We start from the raw sequence: 23,720 nt of genomic DNA, 5'->3' as shown, positions 1-23,720 counted from the left end.
GAAACCTAATTTTTAATAAAAAGGCTTCTTTTATTCAATTTATTTTACACCTGCAACAGCTTTATTATTCCATGTTGTCAATGGAGCTTTTAATTTCAATTTAGTGAGTAAGCAAACATGAATAGGCTCTTGTGCTACTGAACTTGAATTTTCTTTAGAGACAAACATAGTTTGAGTAAAACCAGGAGTTTGTTTAGCTGATACTTCAAGCATCGTTGGTGTACGAAATGAAAGATGAAAAACTCCAGAATTAAATTTTACAGACATTTTTACAAAATATAAAACAAGCTCCCTATTTTTAACGATAGATACTTTGTCTTTATTGTCATAGTTATAATTAAGAGACATTAATTTAACAGTAGGAACCAATTTTGTTTTTCCATCTAATTTTTTAAGCGCCTCATATACCTCAGCATTTAAGGTGCTATCAACTACTGTAAAATTTATACTTTCTGCTTCTAATTCATAAGCGCCTGCTCTATATGAACTTTCTTCTGCGGTGGGAAAAATTTCACCCTCAATACGAAAACCGTCTTGAGAAAACTCATCTGCAAAACCACCTTTTGTATCTGCAATATGAACTATAGAATAATTTGAATTTGACATTTTAAACTCCTAATATATGAAAAACTCATTTAATTACTGAGGCAGTTCCGTAACTAGCCTTAAAGAAACTGTGAGTTCATTTAAATAAAAATGGGGACGTAAATACATTACCGCTCTATAAGCTCCCACCTTTCCAGGAATGGAAGTTACATCAACACGTGCTTCCCTTAATGGATAACAACTTTTAGAATAAGTGCTTGCCGTATCATCCAAAATAACGTAACGGGAAATCCATCTATTTAAATATTCATTAATATCTCCCTGCGTTGCAAAAGAACCGATTTTATCTCGCATAATTACTTTTAAATAATGAGCAAATCGCGAGACTGCCATAACATAAGGTAACTGAATTGATAATTGCGCATTGGCATTAGCCAAGTCATTATCATATTCTGTTAATTTATGAACTGTTTTTGAACCAAAAAACGTTGCTGTATCTGTACCTTTTTTATAAACAAGAGATAAAAAACCAAGGTCATCTAATTCTTTTTCACGCCTATCAGTTATCATAGTTTCGACTGGCATTTTAAACGTATTGTTACCTTCGTTATCGATAAAAGTATGAATTGGCAATGTCTGAACTGTGCCTCCATTTTCTGAACCACGTATACAAGAAAACCAACCAAATTCTCGGTAGGAATCCACCATACGTTCCGCTAGAGAAAACGCGGGATTGCCCCATAAATATTTTTCATGCTCTGTTCCGGTTAAATCTTCTTCAAAATGAAATTCTTTTACGGGAATTCCATTTTTTCCACCATAGGGTTCACGCATAATAACGCGGGGAAGAGTCAGGGTGACGTATTTAGAATCCTCTTGGGACCTAAAATTAGCCCAAGAACCATATTCTGCTGTATTAAATAAGCGACCTAAATGCTTTGGTTTATCTAAATCTTCAAAGGAATTTATATTGAATATTTCATGACTTGCTGCGGCAATAAAGGGAGCATGAGCTGCTGCCGCTACGTGCGAAATGGCCTTCATACATTCTACATCTTCGATACTTTTGCCGAAAGAATAGTCACCCACGAGAAGACCATAGGGAGCGCCACCGAAGGTGCCATATTCTTGCTCGTATACAAGCTTAAATAAGCCGGTTTCATCAAACTCAGGTGCTGAGTCTGAATCACTTAAAATATCTTCCTTAGTGACATCGAGAATGCGGATTTTTAATTGATCATCGGGTTCAGAAAATTTCACTAAATTATTCAAACCACGCCATGAAGCCTCCAATTTTTGAAATTCCGCATTGTGAATAATTTCATTTATTTGCTCAGTTAAAATAGCATCGATGTCAGCGACACGTTCACTAATCATATGTGAAATGGTCTTTTTATATGCCATTTTTTCCGAAAGCACTTCATCAGCAAAAACGGTAAGCATATCTTTAGCATTGTTCTTTTGTTCTTCATTTTTATTTAATTCCGACTTTGCTAAGGCCTGCTCAAGAACGGGTTTTGTGAGATCTTCTAAATTAAAATAGGTTTCTGTTTGAGTCATAAATTCTGTTTTGTTGCTCATTTTATTCATCCTTCCCAAAAGTTATTTTGTTATTCTGCTTCTGGAGCTTTTTCTTCATTTTGATTTGCTGTTGCAATTTGCTTTAAAGCCTCAGGAGTTTTGAGAAATTGAATTAATGTTTCCTCTAGTTTTTCATTACACTCTACACTGGTTTGTAGCTCAATAAGTTTTTTTCTGGTTTCTATAAGTTGCCTTAAGGAATCGACTTTATTTGCTATTTTACCTGGATTAAATTCATCAAAAGATTGAAAATTCAACTCAATTTGAGAAAAAGAGCCATCATTTTTAATTTTGTTTGGCACTTTTATTTTTAATTTAGGTGCCACAGATTGAACAACAGAGTTAAAGTTTTCTTTGTTTATTTCAAGAAATTTTTCATTCTTAATTTTTTTGGTTTTCTGATGCAAATGTCCTGAAAAATTCGCCATAACACCAATAACAAATGGCAATTCTTGTTCTTTTACTCCTCCATTTGCTTCCAAATCATAAGTAATTTGTACTCGCGGTGGTTTGTATATGGAGAGCTTTTGTTGAGTCCCTTTTGACATAATAAAATTCCTTTCTTGTGAACTAAAGTTAGGCCTTATTGAAAAGCAAAGGCTAACCCAACCTGATGAATAGCAGTAAGCAATTTCTAGGCCAAATATCACCATCACATCTATATTCACTTTTAATAAAAAATAATTTTATTAAAGTTCTAATAACTTTGAATTTAATTATATATTTTATTTAATGAATTTTTATTTCAAATTTAGAGCATTTAACTTAATATAATATTAAACTAAATAATATTTAATTTTAAATCATTTCGAGCTATTAGCAGATTGCTAATCAGAAGCTTAATTCCTAACCAATTTATTTCATCTTTTTAAAGGTGAAATTTTATTTAAAAAAAAGAATGGTTTAAAATTGCAATTTTTTTTTTCCTGCCTTAATGGTTCGGGTTTAGCAACTGACGAATAGCCTCAGTGGTTTTTTGCGGATCATGCTTGGCCAGATAAAGTATTTGCTCTTTTGGTGAGAGTTTGTCGAAGGGCACATCCTCTTTCAGCTGTACACGGCGTGCACCCGCACCAGAACGCTCAAGCTCATAATCCACCAAAGCCAATTGTTCTTTTGACCTTTTTTCAGGATCATAGGTAAGCCATCTGAAATAAGGACGCACCAAAGCATAATAAATAAATATCATGGCAGCTATGGCAACAACGCCAAGAATAGCTGTCTGAATAAGCGTAGTTTGACGTGCAGAAAGCGACGCTTTTTCAGCTAAAGCAAACTCATCAAGCTCAAATTGCGTCGACTCAACCGTTATGGCATCGCGGCCTTCCTGATATCCTATGGCATTTTTCACTAATTTTGTGACCATAGCCATTTCTTCAGGAGTTCTCGGTACGTATTTGCCATCATTCATTTTTCCATCTACTAAAATGGATGCGCTTAATTTTGTAATCGTTCCAATGGGTTCAACAATTTTACTTAAAGTCTTTTTCACTTCAAAGTTTAAATTTTCGGTGCTTGATTTTGTACTATTTGTTAAACCACCAGCAATACCAATATCTTCTCTTTCACCAGGAAGATTGCTTTTCGCACCCGGAACACCTGTGGGATTTAATCCGTTACCTTGTGAAGATTGCTCGTTACGTTGTGACGCGATAACGGCGGTGCGTTCGGGGTCAACATCGGAAATGGTTGTTTCAACTTTTTTAAAATCAATAATAGCGTCGACTTTTGAAACGACTTTATCATGCCCTACAGCGCGTGCTAAAATATCACGAATTTTTTGTTCAAGCTCTCGTTCTACTTTTCTTTGAAATTCTCTTTGCGCAGATGTTACTTTATCAATACCACCATCCTGTTCGTCAGGTTGCGTTAACATATTTCCATCTTGATCAATGATCGTAACAGACTTAGCATCAAGCCCTTCCACAGCACGTGCTGTTAAATGAATAATGCCTTGAATTTGTCTTTGACTTAATGTTTTTCCTGATTTTAATTTTAAATAAATACTTGCTGTAGGTGACTTTTTATCTTCTGCAAAAATTGCGTTATCTGGAATAACAATATGGACACGACTATTTGCAATAGGCTCTAATTTTCCAATCGTTCGCGATATCTCACCTTGCAAAGCTCGTAATTTATTTACCCTCTGCTCAAAATCCGACATTCCAAATGATCTGTCATCAAATTTTTCCCAGCCTACCCCGATTCCTGTATTTGGCAAACCTTCTTCTGCCAAAGACATTTTTATTTCCATTATTTTTTCTTCTGGAAATGAAATGGTATCACCTTCCATTTTATAATCTTTAAATCCTGATTTTTTTAAATGAGCTAACATTGCAGATTTATCTTCTGCAGAAAGATTTGTATAAGCTGCTTCATATCTAAGAGCTGGTTTCCAAAAAATAAACATACCTAAAACAAAAAATATAGTAAATAATCCAATTCCGATTGCAATTTTACGTCCCTTGGTAAGCCCCGCATAAAAAGCTTTACTTTGTAAGTATAATTGCGATGAAAATTGTTTTATTCTTTCCAACATTAAAAATAGCCTTTGTTATCTTAAATTTAAGCTTATAGCTGCATTCTCATGACTTCTTGATACGCTTCAATAATCTTATTTCTCATTTGCACCATCATATCGAAACCTAATTCCGCTTTTGTTACTGCAAGCATGGTTTCATGAATGTTACTTTGTCTTCCTGATGCCAAATCCATACTAGCTTTTTCTGCTTCTCTTGCGCCAATATTTACTTCTTTAATACCTTTTTCCATGAGATCTTGAAATTCCGTTTTTGCATTTGCATTGGGAGGAGTTCCTCCCCCACTCATCGTGGGTACAGAATTTGTTAAATCTCTTTGCATTTTTAAATATTGGAGATCAGTTGCAGAAATTATTTTTGCCATACTGTTACCTTAAATTGTCTAAATTACTTGCCAATTCCAATTGCGGTAATTGCCATAGATTTTGTTGCATTTATTGCCTGAGTATTACTTTCAAAAGAACGATTACTTGTAATCATATTAACCATTTCTTCCATGACAGAAATATTAGGCATGGCAACATAACCCTTTTCGTTAGCATCGGGGTGATTGGGATTATAAACCAATCGAGGCGCTCTTCTATCTTCAGTGATGCCATCTACTTTCACTTCTTTCAAATTAGGATCAAAAGCCAATCGCATTAAGTTATCAAAACTTAAACCCGAATTTCTTGCCGTAAAAAGAACGTCTTTTCTTTTATAAGGACCACCTTCTTCGGTACGAGAGGTATTTGCATTTGCTAAATTTGAAGAAATAACGTTCATACGAATTCGTTCCGCTGACAAACCCGAAGCACTTATTCTTAATCCTTCTAAAAAGCTCATACTCATTCCTTTCTTGTGAAGAAATTAAAATGAATTATCTGCCCCCATTGATCGCATAACGTAACATTCCTAATTTACGATTTAATGTTTCAATAGTTGCTTTATATATCACTTGATTTCCTGCAACTTCAGTCATTTCTTGATCAATATCAACTGTATTCCCATCATTACCAATACTCTCAGTTGGTTTGACATATAAATCGGGTTTTAAGACCCCATCAGCGCCCATACCAGGTGCTTTTATATGCTTAGAGTCACTGACTTTCATAATAAGATCTTTATCTGAGCCAATAGCAGCTTGAAGTTGCTTTTCAAAATCAAAACCTAAAGCACGGTAACCCGGAGTCAATGAGTTTGTGATATTTGCCACATTGACTGTTTGTCTTTTTAAACGCTGGTTCAAGCTTTCTTCAAGAACCGCATCGGGTTTACCAAATATTTGGTTCCCAATTACTGTACTCATATGTTTTTTCCTTCAACCTCATACCCACATTCAACAAGTTCATTTAATTTATAACGTAAGGCACGTAATGAAATTCCCAATGCTTTTGCTGTATGTGTTCTGTTCCCATTCATTCTTCTAAGAGTTTGCAAAATAAGTCTTTGCTCTAATTCCATTAAAGTAACTTGTGGCAAAGGATCGCCCATAGCAACTTCTGTTCTGCTATTAGCACGCATTAAATGAAGCTCTTCTACACCAATGTAATCGCGCGTTGATAAGAGCACAGATCGTTGAATGACATTTCTTAATTCGCGTGTGTTACCTGGCCAAGTATAAGTTCTCAATGCTTGTTTTGCCGTTGGTGAAAGCTGTACATTTTTTGAGAATTGAATATTAAATTCACGTAGAAATATTTCAGAATAAAAATCAATATCAACTAAACGCTGACGTAATGATGGAATTTCTAAATGTATTACATGCAATTTAAAGAAAAGATCATTCCGAAAACGTTGTGCATTCACTTCATCTTGAATATTTTTATGACTACAAGCTATGATGCGAGCATCGGCTGCAGTGCCTCTGCGAATAGCCCCTTTATTGATATCTTGTTCCTTTAATATTCTTAATAATTTTAATTGCATTGCTGCATCTAGTTCTGTTACTTCGTCAAGCATAAGTGAACAGGTTTCAATGGGACGATTTCCCGGTGATTGATTATACTCATGAGAATTTCTTGAAGCCGTAAATAATTCCATTTCAAAAAAATTTGCAGGAATATTTGAGCTATTTGCGACGACAAAACGCCCCCGTTCACGACCACCAGCTATGTGAATTGCTTTAGCAAATGTTTCCTTACCAGTTCCACTTTCACCTGTAATTAAAATGGGTACTTTAGTGGGCGCAATAGTTCTTGCTACTTCAAGTAGTTTATAAACTTTTTCATCTCTAGTTGGATAATGGCGCAGCATTTCTTCTTCAGAAATTCGATTGTCTGATTCAGAAGGAACGGTATTTGCATGAACGCTACGCCCTTCTAAAGCATTGTTACCTTGCTGTGTGCCATAGTTTGCAGAATCTATGTCGAACAATCCCATAGGACGCACATCACTCATAAAATTACCTCCCCTAACGAAACAAAAGCCTGTTTACTTACTAAGCCTGTCAAGTCTTTCACTTGCCAAGGATGAAAAACGCTTGTCGTTTGTGTCATTTGCGGCTAATAACCAAGCAGTTTTTGCTTTGTCAAAAAGTCCGGCTCGCGCATATACAACTCCTGCTTTATATGCGGCTTCAGCGCGATGTGTCCCTTGTGCTAAGTTTGCCACTGCAAGGAACATATCTCCTGAATTTGCAAATCTGCCCGAATCTCGTAAATCTTCTGCATACTGCATGATTGACGTTTCAACTGTCTGAGTTTCATCAAGTGATTTCGCAGGATAGGAGAGGATTTTCCCATACAGGGGTTCTGCCTCAGGGGAACCGCGCAATCGTTGAGACCATTCAGCCAGAGTTGGCAAATCGCGTTCGACATAACGTCCAAGTTTCATTTCATCTAAAAGTAAACGTAACGCTATTTTGTTACGGTAAGGGGCAACAGAGAGCTCTCTCAAAGAACTGATAGATCTATCTGTAAGTCCCTCTGTTTTTCTCTTGCTATCTAACTCTATCCTGCGCAATAAACTTTCGGCTTCAGATGGTTTATTGCTTTGATAAAGTAATCGAGCTGCAAGAGCTGCTGCTTCATTTTTCTTTTTTTGATCCTGTGATGCTTGCCAAAAAGCGCTATAGAGTTGAGCTGCTTTTAGGTTTTCACCGACTGCTTCAAATGCTTCCGCTCTTGTAAATAGAGCATTTCCATCAGCAAAGGTGAATTGTATTAAAGAAGGTCTTGCCTTTTTTTCGAAGGCAATCCAATCTTCCCATTGTTTCGTTTGTGCTGTTTTTTTCAAAAGATCTTTAGCTCTTTGAAAAATAATTTGCTCTAATGCAGCACCACGATTGTCATTTGGAGCTAATTTCTTAAATTGCTGAACCGCGGCATCAGCAACATTTATATTTTCTTTTTCAATGAAGGCTCTGATCCGATCATATGCACAATTTTTCATCAAATCAAATGGAACACTGCTATCTGCGACACATATGTCGAGATTTTGCTGGTATGTTTTTGCCGCATCAGGATTTTCATCTATGACGCCATTCAACACACGAAGTGTTGCAGCAATTTTAACAATAGATTGCGCTTTTTCAGATAAAGCCATTTCAGAATAAATTTGTGCATTCTGAAATCCTGTTTTACCAAACCCCTTGGTTTTTGAGTTGCCCAGTTCATCCATATCAACCAAACGAATTTTTGCTAATTCGGAGTAACTGCTTCCAGGATAATTTAAAAGTAATGACCTAAAATAATCATTTGCCAAGCTAAAATTTTTAGTTAAATATGCTGATTCTCCTGCATACCATATGTACTTTGGATTCGATTTAAATGCCCTTTCTGAAAGAGCTATAAGTCTTCTAAAAATGGTTAGAGCTTGATCTTCGTGACCACTTTTATAAAACTCTTCCGCAAGTTTTTCGCCAATTTGAACTTCATCTTTTCCACCAAAAGCATTGCCCATTTGTATTTTTAATTGATCTGCCCGCCCTTCAGGCATGGGAATCGCTTTTTCCAGTCGGCCATATATTTCAGGTATTCCATATTTTTTAGAACTAGATTCCTTTTGATTTAAATTTTCAGTAGGATTTTCACTATTTCGATTTTTTTGGGACTTTTCATTTAAAACTGTTTCTTTAGGAAAAGATTCTTTTTTATTTAATTCCTTATCATTTTTTCCTGATATTACTTGAGTAATTACATTTGATTCTTTTACATTATTAGATATAGAATTTGTTTTCGTAAGCGAATCTGCCATATTTGCTGTTGATAAAGGATCATCTTGATATTCTTTACTCATTCCTTCAATATAATCAGGTTGCCAATTCCAATCTGCTTCTAAATTTTTTTCTTCGGGTTCTGTTTTCCAAAAATCAACTATTATTCTCCAAGGTTTATTTTGAGTTGCAACAACCCAACCGATTGGAAAATTTTTAAGCTGAATATCTAAAATAACTTCTGATTTGTCTTCATGAAGTATAACTCTTTTTACAAAACGTGTATCATAATATGAAGATGCATTAAATTCTTTAGCTCTTGCCGGTATAACCCTAATTTGTAATGTGCGTGTTACTTTGTTAAAACGTGTTGCATACCTTCTTGGTTCGTTTAATTCAAATACCATACGATAACTATCCTCTCCCGCAACAAATGAAGAAGATTTTTTTTCTTTATTTATTTTAGTTACTTGTGCATAAGAAGATTCAGAGTCAACCAATCCATTGACTACGCATATGAATAACAGGAATGAATATGTGAAGAAATTTTTCTTCAACAATTTTTTCTCCCAAAGTATTTGGAGGAAATTAATGCCATTTCTTGTAGCTTACAGGAAGGTTGTTTACTTATAGCAGTCTGAAATTTGTCAGAAAGTGAAATTTTGACGTGTCAAATTGTTTTGTAGTGTAATTATTAGAGATTTTTTTTTGAAAAAAATTCCGCATGTCAGAATTTTAGTTATTCACTTTGTTCTTGAGTTCGTGCAATTATTTGCGCAAGATGATTTGTCCTGACAGTAAGAACGTTAACAAACTCCTTAAATTTTGTAGGATTATTTTCAATTTCATCGGGATCAAAATTAATTTCTGGCCATCTGATTTGCACTGTTTTATAAGGCACAACTTCAAGTTCTTCTTTTGGTAGCTCAAAATTTCCTAGTATAATTAACATAAGCGCTTTATTCCAATTCATGGACGTGATTCGTGCAATAGGAAAAATTTGCGGGGTAATTTCATACTCAGATAGGAAGTTCGTAAAATTTAATATGTTATTTGATTTAATTGGCTGAGTTGCAACAACTGAAAGATCGACAATATCTTTCACATTTTGATAAAGAATAGAAGCGGCAAGACTGGCAAGCATTCCTCCCACATCATCTAAAAAAACAAGTCTATATTTTCGCTTTTGAATTTTTCTCCGCGCCATTCCATTTTCAGCAATATCAATTTGTTCGGCCCAGTTGCAACATAAATCTGCAATTTTTTCCAATTTAGAACTCATACTAATAATGCGCAAAGCATTATCTATGTTACTTTTTGTTCCTTTTTTTAAAATATTTTTTGCAATGTGATTGAGCTCTCTTTGTTTAAAATCGACTTTGTCATCTAATATATGAATCTCTTGAATTAAAGTTAAATCACCTTCAAACATGGCTCCATACGAACGTTCAAATAAATCTTTTGAATAATTTAGCATTTCAAGGAATATTTCTTTTTGTTCTGGAATATCACCATTCACAAGTTGCCTTGCTAAACTTTCTACAGCGTCTCCAATGCGCTCAATATGATGGGCAATTTTTGCGCAAGCATAAGCAAGTCGCAATTCATACCCCAATGGTTGCTGAGTCGCTAAAATTTGTAGTATTAAGGTGTCAATTGCTCTTTCTAAATTATCAATTTCAGAATCAAGTACTACGATTTTTATCAAACGATCTTGATTGGGATGTTCAAAATGTTGAATGAGAGTTAACAACCCCGTGTTGACCGCATCACACATTGTCCTTAATAAAGATTTTACATTGCTTAACTGCACTTCTAAGCTAGAAATTCGGGACATGGTACACATTACCTCACGCAATTTGCATAATTTATCACACACTGCTAGGGATACTTTGTCAGTGCTAAGACCGAATGAGTCCTCAGTCTATTAGGGAGTGCAAATATGCAGGTGGAGAATACAGCGAATCAAATCATCAAGCAAAAATTTCAATCCGTAATTGAAGATCGTGACGCGTCTTTTGCACGACTTGCTTCTCTTGCCGTTGAACCTGTGTATCATCCCAAAACAGGTCGCCCCCTTAAACCACAGTGGCTAAAAGTAGGATTAACAGGTGGAGATGTCCTTTACAGCATTAAAAAAGATTTAAGAGAAAAAAAATTATTTACCGTTTGTGAAGAAGCAAAATGCCCTAATATTTCAGGATGCTGGAACACAGGCACGGCTACCTTTATGATCATGGGTGATACCTGTACCAGAGGCTGCCGCTTTTGCCATATTAAAACAGGAAATCCGGAAGGGCTACTCGATCACGAAGAGCCCTCTAAAGTAGCGGAAAGCATTCAGACTATGAACTTGAGCTATGCCGTCATCACAATGGTCGATCGCGATGATCTTCCCGATGGCGGCGCTGCCCATATTGCTAGAACAATTATTGAAATTAACAAACAAAATCCAAAAACTAGGGTAGAAATTTTAGCTGGCGATTTTCGCGGACAAGAAGAAAGCATTCACAAAATCATTCATGCCGGGCGCGGCCTCGATGTCTTTGCTCACAATATAGAAACCGTGCGACGCTTAAGCCCCCGCGTGCGTGACGCACGTGCAAAATATGATCAAAGTTTAACTGTTCTCAAAAAAGCTTTACAACTTGGTCCCAAGAGTATGCTTACGAAAAGCGCTATTATGCTAGGACTTGGTGAGGAGTTTAGCGAAGTTGAAGAATCACTCCACGATTTAAGAAGCGCGGGCGTTGATATCGTAACAATAGGGCAATATCTCCAACCCACTCCAAAACATTTAACCGTAAAACGCTTTGTACATCCCGATGAATTTGAGTTTTGGAAAGATGTGGCAAAAAAAATGGGCTTTAAAGCCGTTGCATCGGGTCCTTTAGTGAGAAGTTCTTATAAAGCTTCGGAATTATTTCCTGAGGTGAAGTAAAACGAACACACGCCACTTGAAAATTACTTGACTGAATTAACACGCGTTTTCAATAGATTTAAGTGTCAACTTTTTTAATTTTATTAGACCTAAAATGCAGATAACTCTATTTGACATTAAATAAAAATCAATGCAGATAATTAAAAGTGGGGCCTTTCTCTTGACGATGCAAAAAGTATAAGTGAGAATTTCAAAATTAATTTAAATAATAACTTTCATCAAGAAAACAATTCAAAATATCGACTCGATATTGAAGGCTTACGCGGAATTGCTGTTCTTTCTGTTGTCGGATTTCACGCCTTTCCCAGTTTAATCAGGGGAGGTTTCATCGGTGTTGACATTTTTTTTGTCATTTCAGGATTTTTAATTTCTACTATTCTTTTTGAAGGATTAGAAAAAAATAAATTCAGTTTTTTAGATTTCTACTCGCGACGAATAAAAAGGATTTTTCCCGCATTATTAATTGTTTTATTCTTTTGTTATGTCTTTGGTTGGCAAGTATTATTCAGTGATGAATATAAGCAACTTGGCAAACATATTTTAGGTGGAACAAGTTTTAGTTCAAACTTTTTGCTTTGGAATGAGAGCGGTTATTTTGATAATAGCTCTGATACAAAACCTCTTTTACATTTATGGTCACTTGCAATTGAAGAACAATTTTATTTAATTTGGCCACTATTACTTTGGCTTGCCCATAAATTAAAAATTCATTTTTTATTAATCATAATTATTATTTTTATACTTTCTTTTTCATATAATATTTTTGAAATTAATAATGACCCTGTTGGTACGTTTTATTCTCCCTTGACACGTATTTGGGAGCTCTTAATAGGAGCTTTACTTGCATGGGCAAAATTAAAAAATAAAACTCAAAATATCCAATCCTTCATTGGATTTGCATTTATAATAATTGGTTTCATTGTCATTAATGAAAAAAATTTCCCCGGATGGTGGGCACTGTTGCCAACAATAGGAACTGCATTTCTTATTTCTGCAGGAGATAAAGCTTGGATAAATCGATATGCGCTCTCTAATGAAATATTAAGGTGGTTTGGAACTATCAGTTACCCTTTATATTTATGGCATTGGCCTTTATTGTCGTTTCTTTATATTGCGCAAAGCGGTGCTCCCTCTCCAATTTTACGAATCATCGCCGTATTCATGTCGATATTTCTGTCTTGGCTTACTTATAAATATATTGAAATTCCTATACGATTTGGGAATAAAGAGCGTTTAAAACCTATTATATTATCAACATTAATGCTTCTTATAGGTATTATTGGACTCAATACTTTTATAAGAGACGGCCTGCAATCTAGATCTATTGTAAAATATTCACAAGACTCTGGAGAAGAAGGTAATGATGAGAAAAAATCAATAAATCAATGTGGCATATCAAATGAAACAGAAAAAAAAGTATTTGCTCATTGTTTATCTGACTCCAGAGAAACTCCTAAATATGCTTTGTTAGGCGATAGCAAAGCTGCTGCACTTTATGGTGGATTGGTGCGAACTTCTTTAGAGAAGGGAAGATGGTTATTTATTGGAGGAAGCGCTAAATCAATTACTGCGCCCGTGCCTATTTTAACCGACAATGAAATTTATAAAAAGTATCAAATTCCTTCACAAATTGCATTAAGAGCAATTTCTGAAAATAAAAATATTAAAGATGTAGTTTTGGTTATTGCAGTAAGAGCTATATTTCAATTAGATGCTTATTCAGTAGATAATTCTCCAAATAATAATTATGATACAGCATACGATGGCTTAAATAAAGCAATTGATATTTTGCTACATTCTGGAAAAAATATTGTTATATTAATAGACAACCCAACTTTAGCAGATCCTAAAAACTGTATTAAAAGAATTACAAAATTTCATATTATGAATAATTATATTACAAATAAATCGAATCCAGACTGTGAAATATCCATTAAAAATCATCTTTCTTTATCCCAAAAATACTTAAGTTTAATACATAATATTAATCTTAAGAATCCTGATAAAATCAAAATATTTGATACCCTAAAATATATGTGTGATTTTAAAAATGGAATATGTTCTTCACATAAAAATGGACGTCTTATGTATAGTTATGGAGATCATATTTCAGATTATGCCGCAGGATTAATTGGTGCTGATTTGAATAAATTTTTAATGACGACACCTCCCTCATAGAATGAAAACACTGAAGCGTAAAAATATGCCTGTATTATCAGAAAAAAGTTATGGTTCCCATGCCCTTCTTTACAAGATTAATTTTATTTATTAAATAGGCATTAATAGTATTTTTATGAAATCTTATTTCATATGTAGCATTCTGCCATAAAGGTATAATTATGAATTTTAAAATTATTAAATCCATTGGAATATTGAATATGATTTTTTTTCCTTTAACTACTCAAAGTTCAGATAAAAAAAACATAATAACGAATTCAGAACCTAAAATTACGGCTTCAACAAAATCAGAATCTTCAAATTCTAAAAATCCTGAATTGAAGAATGGAAAAAAGGGTAAAAAAGGATCTCCTGGCCAGAATGGGGGAAATGGAGGCAATGGAGAAAATGGGGGAGACGGGGGGGACGGTGGAAATGGAGGCGGCAGTTGGCATGAAAAAGGAGGCAACGGCGGCCATGGGGGAAATGGGGGTTAATAAAATAGGAGACAATGTCATTTTTAAACTCAAGACATACTTTATTTAATTTATAAGTGTCACTATTTTTCTTTAAAAAAAGAATTACTATCATCATATATTTTTGTAATCTTCTTGTAATCTTCTTGTAATTATTTCATTAATTTAAGAAAAATATTTTTTTCAGAAGTTAGTTATTTGACATAGAAATATATTTATATTATTTATTTTCATTCAATGAATTTAAATATTAGAATATCTTAACCTTAAAAAAGGAAAAGATGTCAATGAAAAAATTTTTAATAGCGATTTTATTTCATTTTTATTTAACTTTAAATATTTATCCAACGGAAACTATAAAAGGGGGATGTGAATCAAATTATCCACCTTATAACTTTTATGATAATGATAATCTCATAGGAATTGACTCAGAAATAATTAATTTGGTATTTAAAAAAATGGGAGTAAATTTTGCTATTGAAACCTACCCATGGCAAAGAGTTCTTTTTTTACTTCAAAATGAAAAACTAGATTTCGCCTGGCAATTTGTAGAAACTCCTGAAAGAAAAAAAGAATTTAATTTAGCTGGACCCATAAGGATAGGTGAAACTGTTTTTTTTGTATCAGCTGACTCTAAAATTAAATCTTGGAAAAATTTATCCGAATTTAATAACTTAGTAATTGGAACCGTTAGAGGTTACAAATACTCCACTGAATTTGATAACAATAAAAATTTTAAAAGAGAAATTTCTAACGATAATCAAAATTTATCATTAAAAACTATAGGAAAAAGAGTAGACATCTCGGTTGGTGATAAAAATTCTATACTTTATATTTTAAAGAAAACAAATAATTTAAATAAAATCATATTTTTAAAAAAACCGCTCAGTCTTGAGCCTAGATATGTCGCTTTTTCAAAGAAAAACGTTCAATTATCTAAAAATTTCCAGACAACATTAAATCAAATTATTAATAAAAAAGAATATAATAATATTATAAATAAGTATATAAAATAAAAATTAAAAACAAGCATCAATTTCATAAATCAAATTCAATTTTTCAATGTCACTTAAAAACGACCCTTCAATAGAATACTTTGCAATTTGTCGCATTTCATCTAGTGTGAACCCTAAATGATGCATACATTGATTGTAATTTTCTAAAATATACCCCCCAAAATAAGCGGGATCATCTGAGTTTATAGTAACTCGCACTCCCATATCGAAAAGTTCTTTTATATGATGAGATTTCATATTCTCATAAACTTTTAATTTTACATTTGATAAAGGGCAGACAGTTAAAGGAATTTTACTTTCAATGAGTTTAGAAATTAAATTTTTATCTTCCACACAGCGCACACCGTGATCAATGCGTTTTACTCCCAATAAATTTAAGGCTTCCCAAATATATTCGGCAGGCCCCTCCTCACCAGCGTGCGCCACACTTAAAAACCCAAGTTCTTGGCATTTTTGAAAAAGATTTTTAAATTTAGAAGGAGGATTCCCTTGCTCAGAAGAATCTAAACCGACTGCTTTTATATAATTTTTATACGGTAAGGATTGCTCTAAAGTATGCAAAGCATCTTCTTCAGATAAATGCCTTAAAAAAGACATAATTAAAAAAAAGCTGATATTGAAATCTTTTTTACCTTGCACTAATGCTTCGTAAATCCCTTCAATTACCTCTGAAAATGCGATACCTCTACTTGTGTGTGATTGGGGATCAAAAAAAATTTCAACATGTCTAACACCATCAAGTTGAACGCGCTGTAAATAAGAATAAGTTAAATCATAAAAGTCTTGTTTATTTTGCAATACATTTGTGGATTTATAATATATATCTAAAAATGATTGCAAATTATTAAAGTCGTATAATTTTTTAACTTCACTAATATTATAAAACGGCAATTGTATATTATTCCTTTTTGCAATTTTTAACATAAGTTCGGGCTCTAAAGTACCTTCGATGTGCAAATGCAACTCGGCCTTAGGTATTTTTTTAATTAGTTCTTCCATTTGTAAGCCTTCCAGACTTTGATAATTTTTACTAGCTTATCTTTTAGTACTTACCATTTTTAAAATTTTATGGAAAGCTATTCTAATAAAAAAAAAGAGAGCTTATTATGATAAGCTCTCAAACATAATTAAATAAAGTATGAATAAATATTAATTTAATTCTACAACTTTAACAGATTCAATAACAACAGGAGTCACAGGAACGTCCCTGTGAAAACCGCTGTTACCTGTTTTTACTTTAGCAATAGCGTCAACAACTTCCATACCTGCTGTCACTTTACCAAAAACAGCATAGCCCCATTGCTCACCACGATTGTTTAAAAAATCGTTATTAGTTAAGTTAATAAAAAATTGCGCCGTAGCAGAATGGGGATCGTTAGTACGAGCCATAGCTAAAGTACCACGATCATTGCTTAATCCATTTTTAGCTTCATTTTCAATAGGATTATTTGTTGCTTTTTCTTTCATGCTCAAATCGTATCCACCACCTTGGATCATAAAACCAGGAATAACGCGGTGGAAAATAGAACCATCAAAATGTTGTGACGTAACATAATTTACAAAATTTGCTACAGTCATTGGTGATTTTTCATCATTTAATTCAATGGAAATATCTCCATGGCTTGTTTTCATTAATAAATTAATCATAATAATATCCTTTCCTATTTAAAAAATGCACTTCAATAAAATTTATTTTTGGTTTGTATCAAGTCCCCAGAAAACGCCACTTTCCGCTTTAACGAAATTGAGAAAATCTTCTGGTGACATAGGTGCTAAATTTTTCCCATCGCGATAACGCGCCGTAAGCGTATTGGTTTGTACTTCTTTATCGCCAATGACAAGCATATAAGGTATTTTTAGCAACTGAGCATCACGAATTTTTGCACCTAATTTATCGTTGCTAAAGTCAACTTCTACACGGACACCGTTCATTTTTAAGAAATTTGTTACTTTACGAGCATAATCTTCTTGTGCTTCTGTTACCGTAACAACACGACATTGCACGGGAGCTAAGCCAATAGGAAAATGCCCTGCACAATGTTCAATAAAAATTCCTAAAAAACGCTCCACAGAACCTAAAACGGCACGGTGGATCATTACAGGGGTTTCCTGTGTATTATTAGCCGCCTGGTAGGCAATTCCAAAACGTGCTGGCATTTGGAAATCGAGCTGAATAGTAGCACACTGGTGCATACGCCCAATGGCATCTTTCACTTTAAAGTCAATTTTGGGACCATAAAAAGCACCATCACCAGGGTTAATTTGAAAATTCACGCCCGAAGCTTTTAAAGAGTCTTCCAATGCTTTTTCCGCAATATCCCAAACTTCTTCAGCGCCCATTCTGTTTTCAGGGCGGGTTGAAAGCATATATACCACTTCATTGAAACCAAGATCGGCATAAGCTTCTTTTACAAATTGCAGTGCAGAAATAATTTCAGATTGCACCTGATTCAACATACAAAAAATATGACCATCGTCTTGAGTAATACGACGCACACGCGTTAAACCATGTAAAGTACCGCTCAATTCATTGCGGTGAACAACGCCAAACTCGCCATAACGTAACGGCAAATCACGATATGATTTTTGTCCTACCATAAACATGCGCACATGTCCGGGACAACTCATAGGTTTAATTCCAAATTCATCGTCATGATCATCTTTAAAAATATACATATCATCACGATATTTTTCGTAGTGACCACTTACTTTCCATAAGTTCACATTCATAACCTGTGGACTTTGAATTTCTTGAAAACCAAATTTTGCCCATTTTACACGGATGTAATTTTGTAATAGTGTAAATAATTTTGATCCATTTGGAAAAAAGAATGCTGCACCCGGAGCAATATCACTCATTAATGTAAATAAATTTAGTTGCCGCCCTAATAAAACATGATCGCGTTTTTTGGCTTCTTCAAGCATATTTAAATAGCCATCAAGATCTTTTTTATTAGCCCAAGCAGTCCCATAGATACGAACCAATTGTTCATTATCTTTATTGGCACGCCAATAAGCACCAGCAACGCTCATTAATTTAAAAATACCGAGTTTTCCTGTAGAGGAAACATGGGGACCGCGACACAAATCATCCCAGTGTCCAATAGCATATATTTTAATTTCACTGTCTGCAGGTAAATCTTTGACTATTTCAACTTTAAATTTTTCACCAATTTTATTGAAATGGGCAACAGCTTCTTCCCTTGAAACAATTCTTTTTACGAAAGGAATATTTTGCGCAACAATTTCCTGCATTTTTTTCTCAATTAAGGGGAAATCATTTGTGCCAATTTTTATTCCTTCTTTAGGATAAATATCATAATAAAACTGATTTTCTACCACAGGGCCAATGGTAATTTGTGTGCCAGGAAAAAGCTCCTGAATCGCCATGGCCATGACGTGAACCGTAGAGTGTCTTATAATTTCAAGACCTTCTGGCGTGCGATCGGTTAATATTTCGACTTTTACACCGTCTTTTAAAGGAAAGTCGAGATCAACCAATTGTCCATTTATTTTTCCAGCAAGAGCACTTTTTGCAAGGCCTGAGCTGATACTTTTTGCAACATCTAATACCGTTGCAGGAGATGGCAAAGAACGAGAAGATCCATCAGGAAGAAATATTTGAATTGAACTCACAAAGAAACTCCTTAAATAAACCGCTCCCCACTTACCTTGTGGGTGTGCGAAAATAACTGGCCAAGACTATACAAAATTTAATTGTTGGTAAATCATGATTTTATAAAATTACCTTTTCCTGTTGAGCTTCTTGCTTTTTTCTGATTTGCTCACAGCAATCTGCCTTTATTTCTGATTTAATCTTGACTTCATTAGCAAAAAATTGTTTAAGTTGTGAGCCTGATTTAGAGCATTCTCTGTAATACCAATAGCTTGGTGGGTTATAAAACCTAGGTATTACAAGGGGTTAAACCAATATAACCAAGTAGGAGCTTTTTAATATGTCTATTGAAGTTCAAATGCGCGACCTCCTCGATTCTGGTGTACACTTTGGCCACCAAGTACGTCGCTGGAATCCAAAAATGCGTCCCTTCATTTACGGTGAGCGCAATGGAATCCACATCATTGACCTACAAAAAACACAAAAATTATTTAAAAACGCGCTTTCCTTCGTAGAACAAACTGTTACTGAAGGCGGACACATTCTTTTCGTTGCGACTAAAAAGCAAGCTCAAGAAATCATTGTTGAAGAAGCTGAAAGAGCAGGAATGTTCCACATCCACCACCGTTGGCTCGGCGGGATGATGACAAACTGGCAGACAGTACGCTCCAGTATTACAAAGCTCAAACGCATTGAAAAAATGGCAAGCGACGGAACCTACGAAAGCATTACAAAACGCGAAGTAGCTCTTAAAGAGCGCCTTCGTATTAAGCTTGAGCGTTCTCTTGGTGGTATCAAAAACATGCCAGGACTTCCTTCTGCTATTTTCGTTATCGACGCTAAAAAAGAATTTACTGCCATTGCGGAAGCAAACCGCTTAGGAATTCCTGTTATTGCCGTTACTGATACAAACAGCGATCCAAACGGAGTTGACTATATCATTCCTGGTAATGACGACAGTCTTAAAGCAATTAAGCTCTATGCGAGTCTCATCGCTGATGCTGCTATTTCCGGCAAACAGCGCCGTAAAGCAGAATTTAACAAGGAAGATTCTTCCTTTTCTTCTGAAAGCGGACGTTCCCAAGTTAAGGTAAAACGCCTTAAGTCTCGCGACGAAGACGAAGCTAACTAAAATTAGGTGTTCCGAAAGGAGCGCCTTTCTTTCTTTTTAACGTTAAATTAATTTAAAAAAGGAACAAGAAATGGCTACAGTAACAGCTCAAATGGTTAAAGAATTACGTGAAATGACCCTTGCTGGTATGTCCGATTGCAAAAAGGCACTGGACGCTGCGGAAGGCGACATGGATAAAGCGGTTGTTATCCTTCGTGAAAAAGGCTTAGCAAGTGCTGCTAAAAAAGCATCACGCGCGGCAAGTGAAGGTATTGTTTCTACAGTTGTAGACAACAACAACTTAGGTTTCGTATTCGAAGTGAACTGCGAAACTGACTTCGTTACTAAAAATGATGGTTTCCAAGCTTTTGTCAGCAACCTACAAACTTTAATTAGTGCTGCTAAACCAGCTGATTTAGAAACTCTTCTAAACGCAAAATACGACGCTACAGGAAGTGTTAAAGACGCGGCAACAGCTCTTGTTGCACAAATTGGCGAAAACATCACAGTTCGTCGTTTTGCACGCGTAGGCAGTGGTAAAAACTTTGTGACTTCCTATGTTCACGGCGGTGGAAAAATTGGCGTTGTTGTTGAGCTCTCAGGCACAGGCATTGAAAGCCAAAACGCTAACCAAGCTTTAAATGAACTTGGTAAAGACGTTGCTTTACAAGCAGCCGCAATGAAACCACAATATTTAAATGAACAAGAAATTCCTGCTGAGACAATCAAGGCAGAAGAAGATATTATCCGCAATAAATTCCTTCAACAAGGAAAACCAGAAGCGGCTCTTGCTAAAATCGTTCCGAGCAGCATCAAGACATGGTTCAAAGAAATTTGCCTTGTCGATCAACTTTTCGTTAAAGACGACAGCAAATCCGTTGCCGCTCATGTTTCCGAAGTTGGTAAAAAACTTGGAATCAATGACTTGAAAGTCACTTCTTTCATTCGTCTTGAGCTTGGCCAAGGCGTTGAGAAAAAAGCAGAAGACTTTGCTGCGGAAGTAGCAGCAACTGTGGCAGCGGCTGCTAAAAATTAATTTTTTTAGTTGTTAAGTTATATAAAAAGGGGTGAGGATCATTTTGTGATTCTCACCCCTTTTTTTAATAAGATGCTAATAAAAATATTCAAAAAATAATTTCATACTTCATTTTTAATTACTTAATTATTACCTCGTCTTTTTTCTTTTACGTAAATCTTTGCTATTGGATTGTTTTATTTTTATTTCTTCTTCAGTTTTATTTTCATTATTTGATCGGACACGAATAGAAAATTCTAATCTATGCTGACGCGCCACAGAAAAAAACTTTTCAATGCCAAAGGAAACAATATTTTTAGCCATATCTTGGCTAAGCCCCTTTAATAACTCTTCTTTCCCTTTTGCAATAAATTGAGTGGCTTCTTTAGGGAAATTATCTTTGACCTCTTTAATCACATCGATTCCTGTTGCCATGGTTTTTTTTAAAATATCGCCACCAAACTTAGCAAGATCTTGAAAATCATCTCGGACAAACCATTTCTGCTGCTCATCTTCACTTGATTGTTTGTTTTTATTTTTTTCTCTTTCAGATTTAGTATGTTCTGACTGCTTTTGTGGATTCATTTTTTTGCCTTTCTCAACATTATAGGCGTAATCACAGACAATGTATTAGATATGAGTTAGAAAATCAAAAAAATAAATATCAACTGGCTTTGGGAGGGGCTGTTTTTGAAGGAGAAGCACTTGCGGTCACCTTGGGAGAGGCTACTTTGGGAGCTGATTTTGCGGCTGCAGGAAGGGGAGTTCCTTTCATGCGTGCGAGGGCTATTTGAGTTTCTTTTCCATTAGGATCTAAATTTAAAGACCTCTCATAACATTCAATTGCCTTTTTTTTATCGCGTAACGCTTCGTAACAACAACCTAAATTATATACGTATTTGGGATGATCCGGCTCCATTATTGTGGACTGCTCATACCAACCTAAAGCATTACGGTAGTTTTTCATCCGAATAAATAAAAGACCCACTCTTGCTAAGTTATCGGCGGTCGGCTCCATATTTGCGACCTCTTCACAAGAGGCAATAGCTTCAGGAAGTTTACCCATTTTGGCATAAATACGACCTTTTGCTTTCATTACTTCCAGCCTTAAAACTACGACTGTTTTGGGAATTTTATTGAGATCAGAAATAGCCTTTTCATTCTCATTCATTTTTTCAAAAACTTTGGCACGGCATAAATAAACATCATATTGATTCGCATTTTTATTTAAAATATCAGAAAATAAATTCACCGCTTTAATAGGATGCCCATCTTGAATATACATATTGGCAAGCTGCATAAGTGATTTCGTACTATCAGGATTTTGTCTCCTTGCTTTCATACAATAGTGAATACCTTTTTCCTTGTTACCTGTAGACCACATGATCTCAGCATAACGTAACAAAAGAGTTTCATCCGTTGGATCATCGTGCAGGGCAAACTTCATTTGCTCCATAGCTTTATCGTAATACCCAGGAGTTTTAGAATTCTCTAAATAAATATCAGCCAAAGCCATTCTGCGATGAATTTGCTTTCCATTAATAGTTAATTCCTTAGCTAGATAAGGAATTGCTTCCACTCTTTTTTTATTTGCAAGAAGAATATCGGCTCCTGCTGAATAAGCGGGATAATACATACTATTATTTTCTATGGCTTCATCCACATGCTTCAAAGCAGCTTCCACGTTACCTAATTTAGCTTCTGTTTGCGCAAGGCCTATTAAGGAACGTGCTGTTGGTTTTCCACTGGTATTAATGGCTTCAAATTCTGCTTTAGCCTCATCAAATTTCTCATTAAAAAATAACTCTTCAGCATGTCTTAGTTTTTTAATATTTTCAGGAGGATTACGGTATTTTGCAATAACACTTTCGGCTTTTTGTACGATATCATGGGGCTCAAAAGGTTTTAAAATATAATCACTCACTCCCAGATCAACGCTACGTACAATATCTTCTTTTGTTGCTTCACCTGAGATAAATAAAACGGGAGTGTCATTTTGCATTGCTCTGCCACGAATATAGGCAAGCACTTCAAATCCGTCACCCAAAGGCATATAGATATCCGTAATAACGAGATCAACACCATGTGTTTTAAGCCAAGCAATGGCTTCTTTCGCATTTCCAAAGTCTTCAACAGTATAGTGGCCTGTTCTATCAAAAATACGATAGAGAGCTTTTCTCATATTCAATTGATCATCTATGACGACAACCCTAAGATGGTTTGTCTTTGTCCCAGACATCAATAAGGCTCCTCTATACAAATGAAATAATGAAAAGAAAAAAAAATCTCTTCCAAAACTAGGATCGGAATTGTGAATAAAATAATGAGGAACGTCTTTTTATTTGATGAAATAAAAATTTTATATAAATTTTATTGCTATTATAAATAGTTAAATTTTAAATATTTCATCTTAAACACCTTGGTCTTTCTAGATTCCGCTAATATCTGTCAAAGGATTGACAAATATAGAGATAAATATGACATTAATTCAGGCTTCATAATTAAGTTTTTTATTTGTATTTTTAAAAATAATTATACTTATTTAATATAAGTATAATTAGAATTAATTAATTCTTAATTTAAATA

At 34.7% G+C, this 23,720-nt stretch carries 21 protein-coding genes; 6 read left to right on the top strand and 15 right to left on the bottom strand.

Annotation, left to right across the window (positions count from 1 at the left end; translation table 11 throughout):
• Window positions 1-39: 39 nt before the first annotated feature.
• The 10 genes from AXG55_RS04405 to AXG55_RS04360 form a co-directional block, all read right to left on the bottom strand.
• Entirely contained in the window at window positions 40-606 is a 567-nt protein-coding gene (locus AXG55_RS04405; RefSeq protein ID WP_148696919.1) for a hypothetical protein, read from the bottom strand.
• Between the two features lie 33 nt (window positions 607-639).
• A complete protein-coding gene (tssC, locus tag AXG55_RS04400; protein WP_233231375.1) occupies window positions 640-2,127 on the bottom strand; it encodes a type VI secretion system contractile sheath large subunit in 1,488 nt (495 codons plus the stop codon).
• A gap of 29 nt (window positions 2,128-2,156) precedes the next feature.
• Window positions 2,157-2,675: a type VI secretion system contractile sheath small subunit gene (gene tssB, locus AXG55_RS04395; protein ID WP_233231374.1), complete on the bottom strand. Its 519-nt coding sequence runs from the start codon at window positions 2,673-2,675 to the stop codon at window positions 2,157-2,159.
• 383 nt (window positions 2,676-3,058) lie between these two features.
• On the bottom strand, window positions 3,059-4,666 hold the full coding sequence (gene fliF / locus AXG55_RS04390) for a flagellar basal-body MS-ring/collar protein FliF (protein WP_148696917.1): 1,608 nt from the start codon (window positions 4,664-4,666) through the stop codon (window positions 3,059-3,061).
• Window positions 4,667-4,698: 32 nt separating this feature from the next.
• Complete coding sequence (fliE, locus tag AXG55_RS04385; RefSeq protein ID WP_148696916.1) at window positions 4,699-5,031, bottom strand: flagellar hook-basal body complex protein FliE; 333 nt, start codon at window positions 5,029-5,031, stop codon at window positions 4,699-4,701.
• A gap of 23 nt (window positions 5,032-5,054) precedes the next feature.
• Window positions 5,055-5,492 (bottom strand): flagellar basal body rod protein FlgC, encoded by a 438-nt coding sequence (gene flgC / locus AXG55_RS04380; protein WP_148696915.1) that lies wholly within the window; start codon window positions 5,490-5,492, stop codon window positions 5,055-5,057.
• A gap of 34 nt (window positions 5,493-5,526) precedes the next feature.
• Window positions 5,527-5,955 carry a flagellar basal body rod protein FlgB gene (gene flgB, locus AXG55_RS04375; RefSeq protein WP_148696914.1) on the bottom strand — a complete coding sequence of 143 codons (429 nt, stop codon included), beginning with the start codon at window positions 5,953-5,955 and terminating at the stop codon, window positions 5,527-5,529.
• Complete coding sequence (locus AXG55_RS04370) at window positions 5,952-7,046, bottom strand: sigma 54-interacting transcriptional regulator (RefSeq protein WP_148696913.1); 1,095 nt, start codon at window positions 7,044-7,046, stop codon at window positions 5,952-5,954. The genes flgB and AXG55_RS04370 overlap by 4 nt, the downstream gene beginning before the upstream one ends.
• Window positions 7,047-7,079: 33 nt before the next feature.
• Window positions 7,080-9,362, bottom strand: coding sequence for a tetratricopeptide repeat protein (locus AXG55_RS04365; protein ID WP_148696912.1), 2,283 nt, complete (start codon window positions 9,360-9,362; stop codon window positions 7,080-7,082).
• A 179-nt stretch (window positions 9,363-9,541) separates the two neighbouring features.
• Window positions 9,542-10,639 (bottom strand): phosphate signaling complex PhoU family protein, encoded by a 1,098-nt coding sequence (locus tag AXG55_RS04360; RefSeq protein WP_233231373.1) that lies wholly within the window; start codon window positions 10,637-10,639, stop codon window positions 9,542-9,544.
• A 105-nt stretch (window positions 10,640-10,744) separates the two neighbouring features.
• Between AXG55_RS04360 and lipA the strand changes: the two genes are divergently transcribed.
• The 4 genes from lipA (at window position 10,745) to AXG55_RS04340 (ending at window position 15,392) form a co-directional block, all read left to right on the top strand.
• On the top strand, window positions 10,745-11,743 hold the full coding sequence (lipA, locus tag AXG55_RS04355) for a lipoyl synthase (protein ID WP_148696910.1): 999 nt from the start codon (window positions 10,745-10,747) through the stop codon (window positions 11,741-11,743).
• Between the two features lie 177 nt (window positions 11,744-11,920).
• A complete protein-coding gene (locus AXG55_RS04350; RefSeq protein WP_148696909.1) occupies window positions 11,921-13,921 on the top strand; it encodes an acyltransferase family protein in 2,001 nt (666 codons plus the stop codon).
• 161 nt (window positions 13,922-14,082) lie between these two features.
• Window positions 14,083-14,397 (top strand): hypothetical protein, encoded by a 315-nt coding sequence (locus tag AXG55_RS04345; protein WP_148696908.1) that lies wholly within the window; start codon window positions 14,083-14,085, stop codon window positions 14,395-14,397.
• Window positions 14,398-14,663: 266 nt separating this feature from the next.
• The gene (locus AXG55_RS04340; RefSeq protein WP_233231372.1) at window positions 14,664-15,392 is read left to right on the top strand and encodes a substrate-binding periplasmic protein; all 729 of its coding nucleotides are present in this window, start codon (window positions 14,664-14,666) and stop codon (window positions 15,390-15,392) included.
• A gap of 3 nt (window positions 15,393-15,395) precedes the next feature.
• On the opposite strand, the gene AXG55_RS04335 is transcribed toward AXG55_RS04340, so the two are convergent.
• From AXG55_RS04335 to thrS, 3 genes are all read right to left on the bottom strand, one after another.
• Window positions 15,396-16,391, bottom strand: a complete 996-nt coding sequence (locus AXG55_RS04335; protein WP_148696906.1) for an adenosine deaminase — start codon at window positions 16,389-16,391, stop codon at window positions 15,396-15,398.
• 150 nt (window positions 16,392-16,541) lie between these two features.
• Window positions 16,542-17,039, bottom strand: coding sequence for a peptidylprolyl isomerase (locus AXG55_RS04330; protein ID WP_148696905.1), 498 nt, complete (start codon window positions 17,037-17,039; stop codon window positions 16,542-16,544).
• 42 nt (window positions 17,040-17,081) lie between these two features.
• Entirely contained in the window at window positions 17,082-19,028 is a 1,947-nt protein-coding gene (gene thrS, locus AXG55_RS04325) for a threonine--tRNA ligase (RefSeq protein ID WP_233231371.1), read from the bottom strand.
• 320 nt (window positions 19,029-19,348) lie between these two features.
• On the opposite strand from thrS, the gene rpsB reads away from it, so the two are divergent.
• Window positions 19,349-20,140, top strand: coding sequence for a 30S ribosomal protein S2 (gene rpsB, locus AXG55_RS04320; protein ID WP_148696904.1), 792 nt, complete (start codon window positions 19,349-19,351; stop codon window positions 20,138-20,140).
• A gap of 70 nt (window positions 20,141-20,210) precedes the next feature.
• Entirely contained in the window at window positions 20,211-21,155 is a 945-nt protein-coding gene (gene tsf, locus AXG55_RS04315) for a translation elongation factor Ts (protein ID WP_148696903.1), read from the top strand.
• Window positions 21,156-21,284: 129 nt separating this feature from the next.
• Here tsf and AXG55_RS04310 read toward each other — a convergent pair whose 3' ends face one another.
• Both AXG55_RS04310 and AXG55_RS04305 read right to left on the bottom strand, forming a co-directional pair.
• Window positions 21,285-21,719, bottom strand: coding sequence for a hypothetical protein (locus AXG55_RS04310; protein ID WP_148696902.1), 435 nt, complete (start codon window positions 21,717-21,719; stop codon window positions 21,285-21,287).
• 79 nt (window positions 21,720-21,798) lie between these two features.
• Complete coding sequence (locus AXG55_RS04305) at window positions 21,799-23,373, bottom strand: tetratricopeptide repeat protein (protein WP_148696901.1); 1,575 nt, start codon at window positions 23,371-23,373, stop codon at window positions 21,799-21,801.
• Window positions 23,374-23,720: the final 347 nt, after the last annotated feature.

The sequence above is a fragment of the Silvanigrella aquatica genome (genome assembly GCF_001907975.1).
Classification (GTDB): Bacteria; Bdellovibrionota_B; Oligoflexia; order Silvanigrellales; family Silvanigrellaceae; genus Silvanigrella; species Silvanigrella aquatica.
The sequence above is the reverse complement of the archived record's forward strand: the minus strand, read 5'-3'. Positions and strand labels throughout refer to the sequence as shown.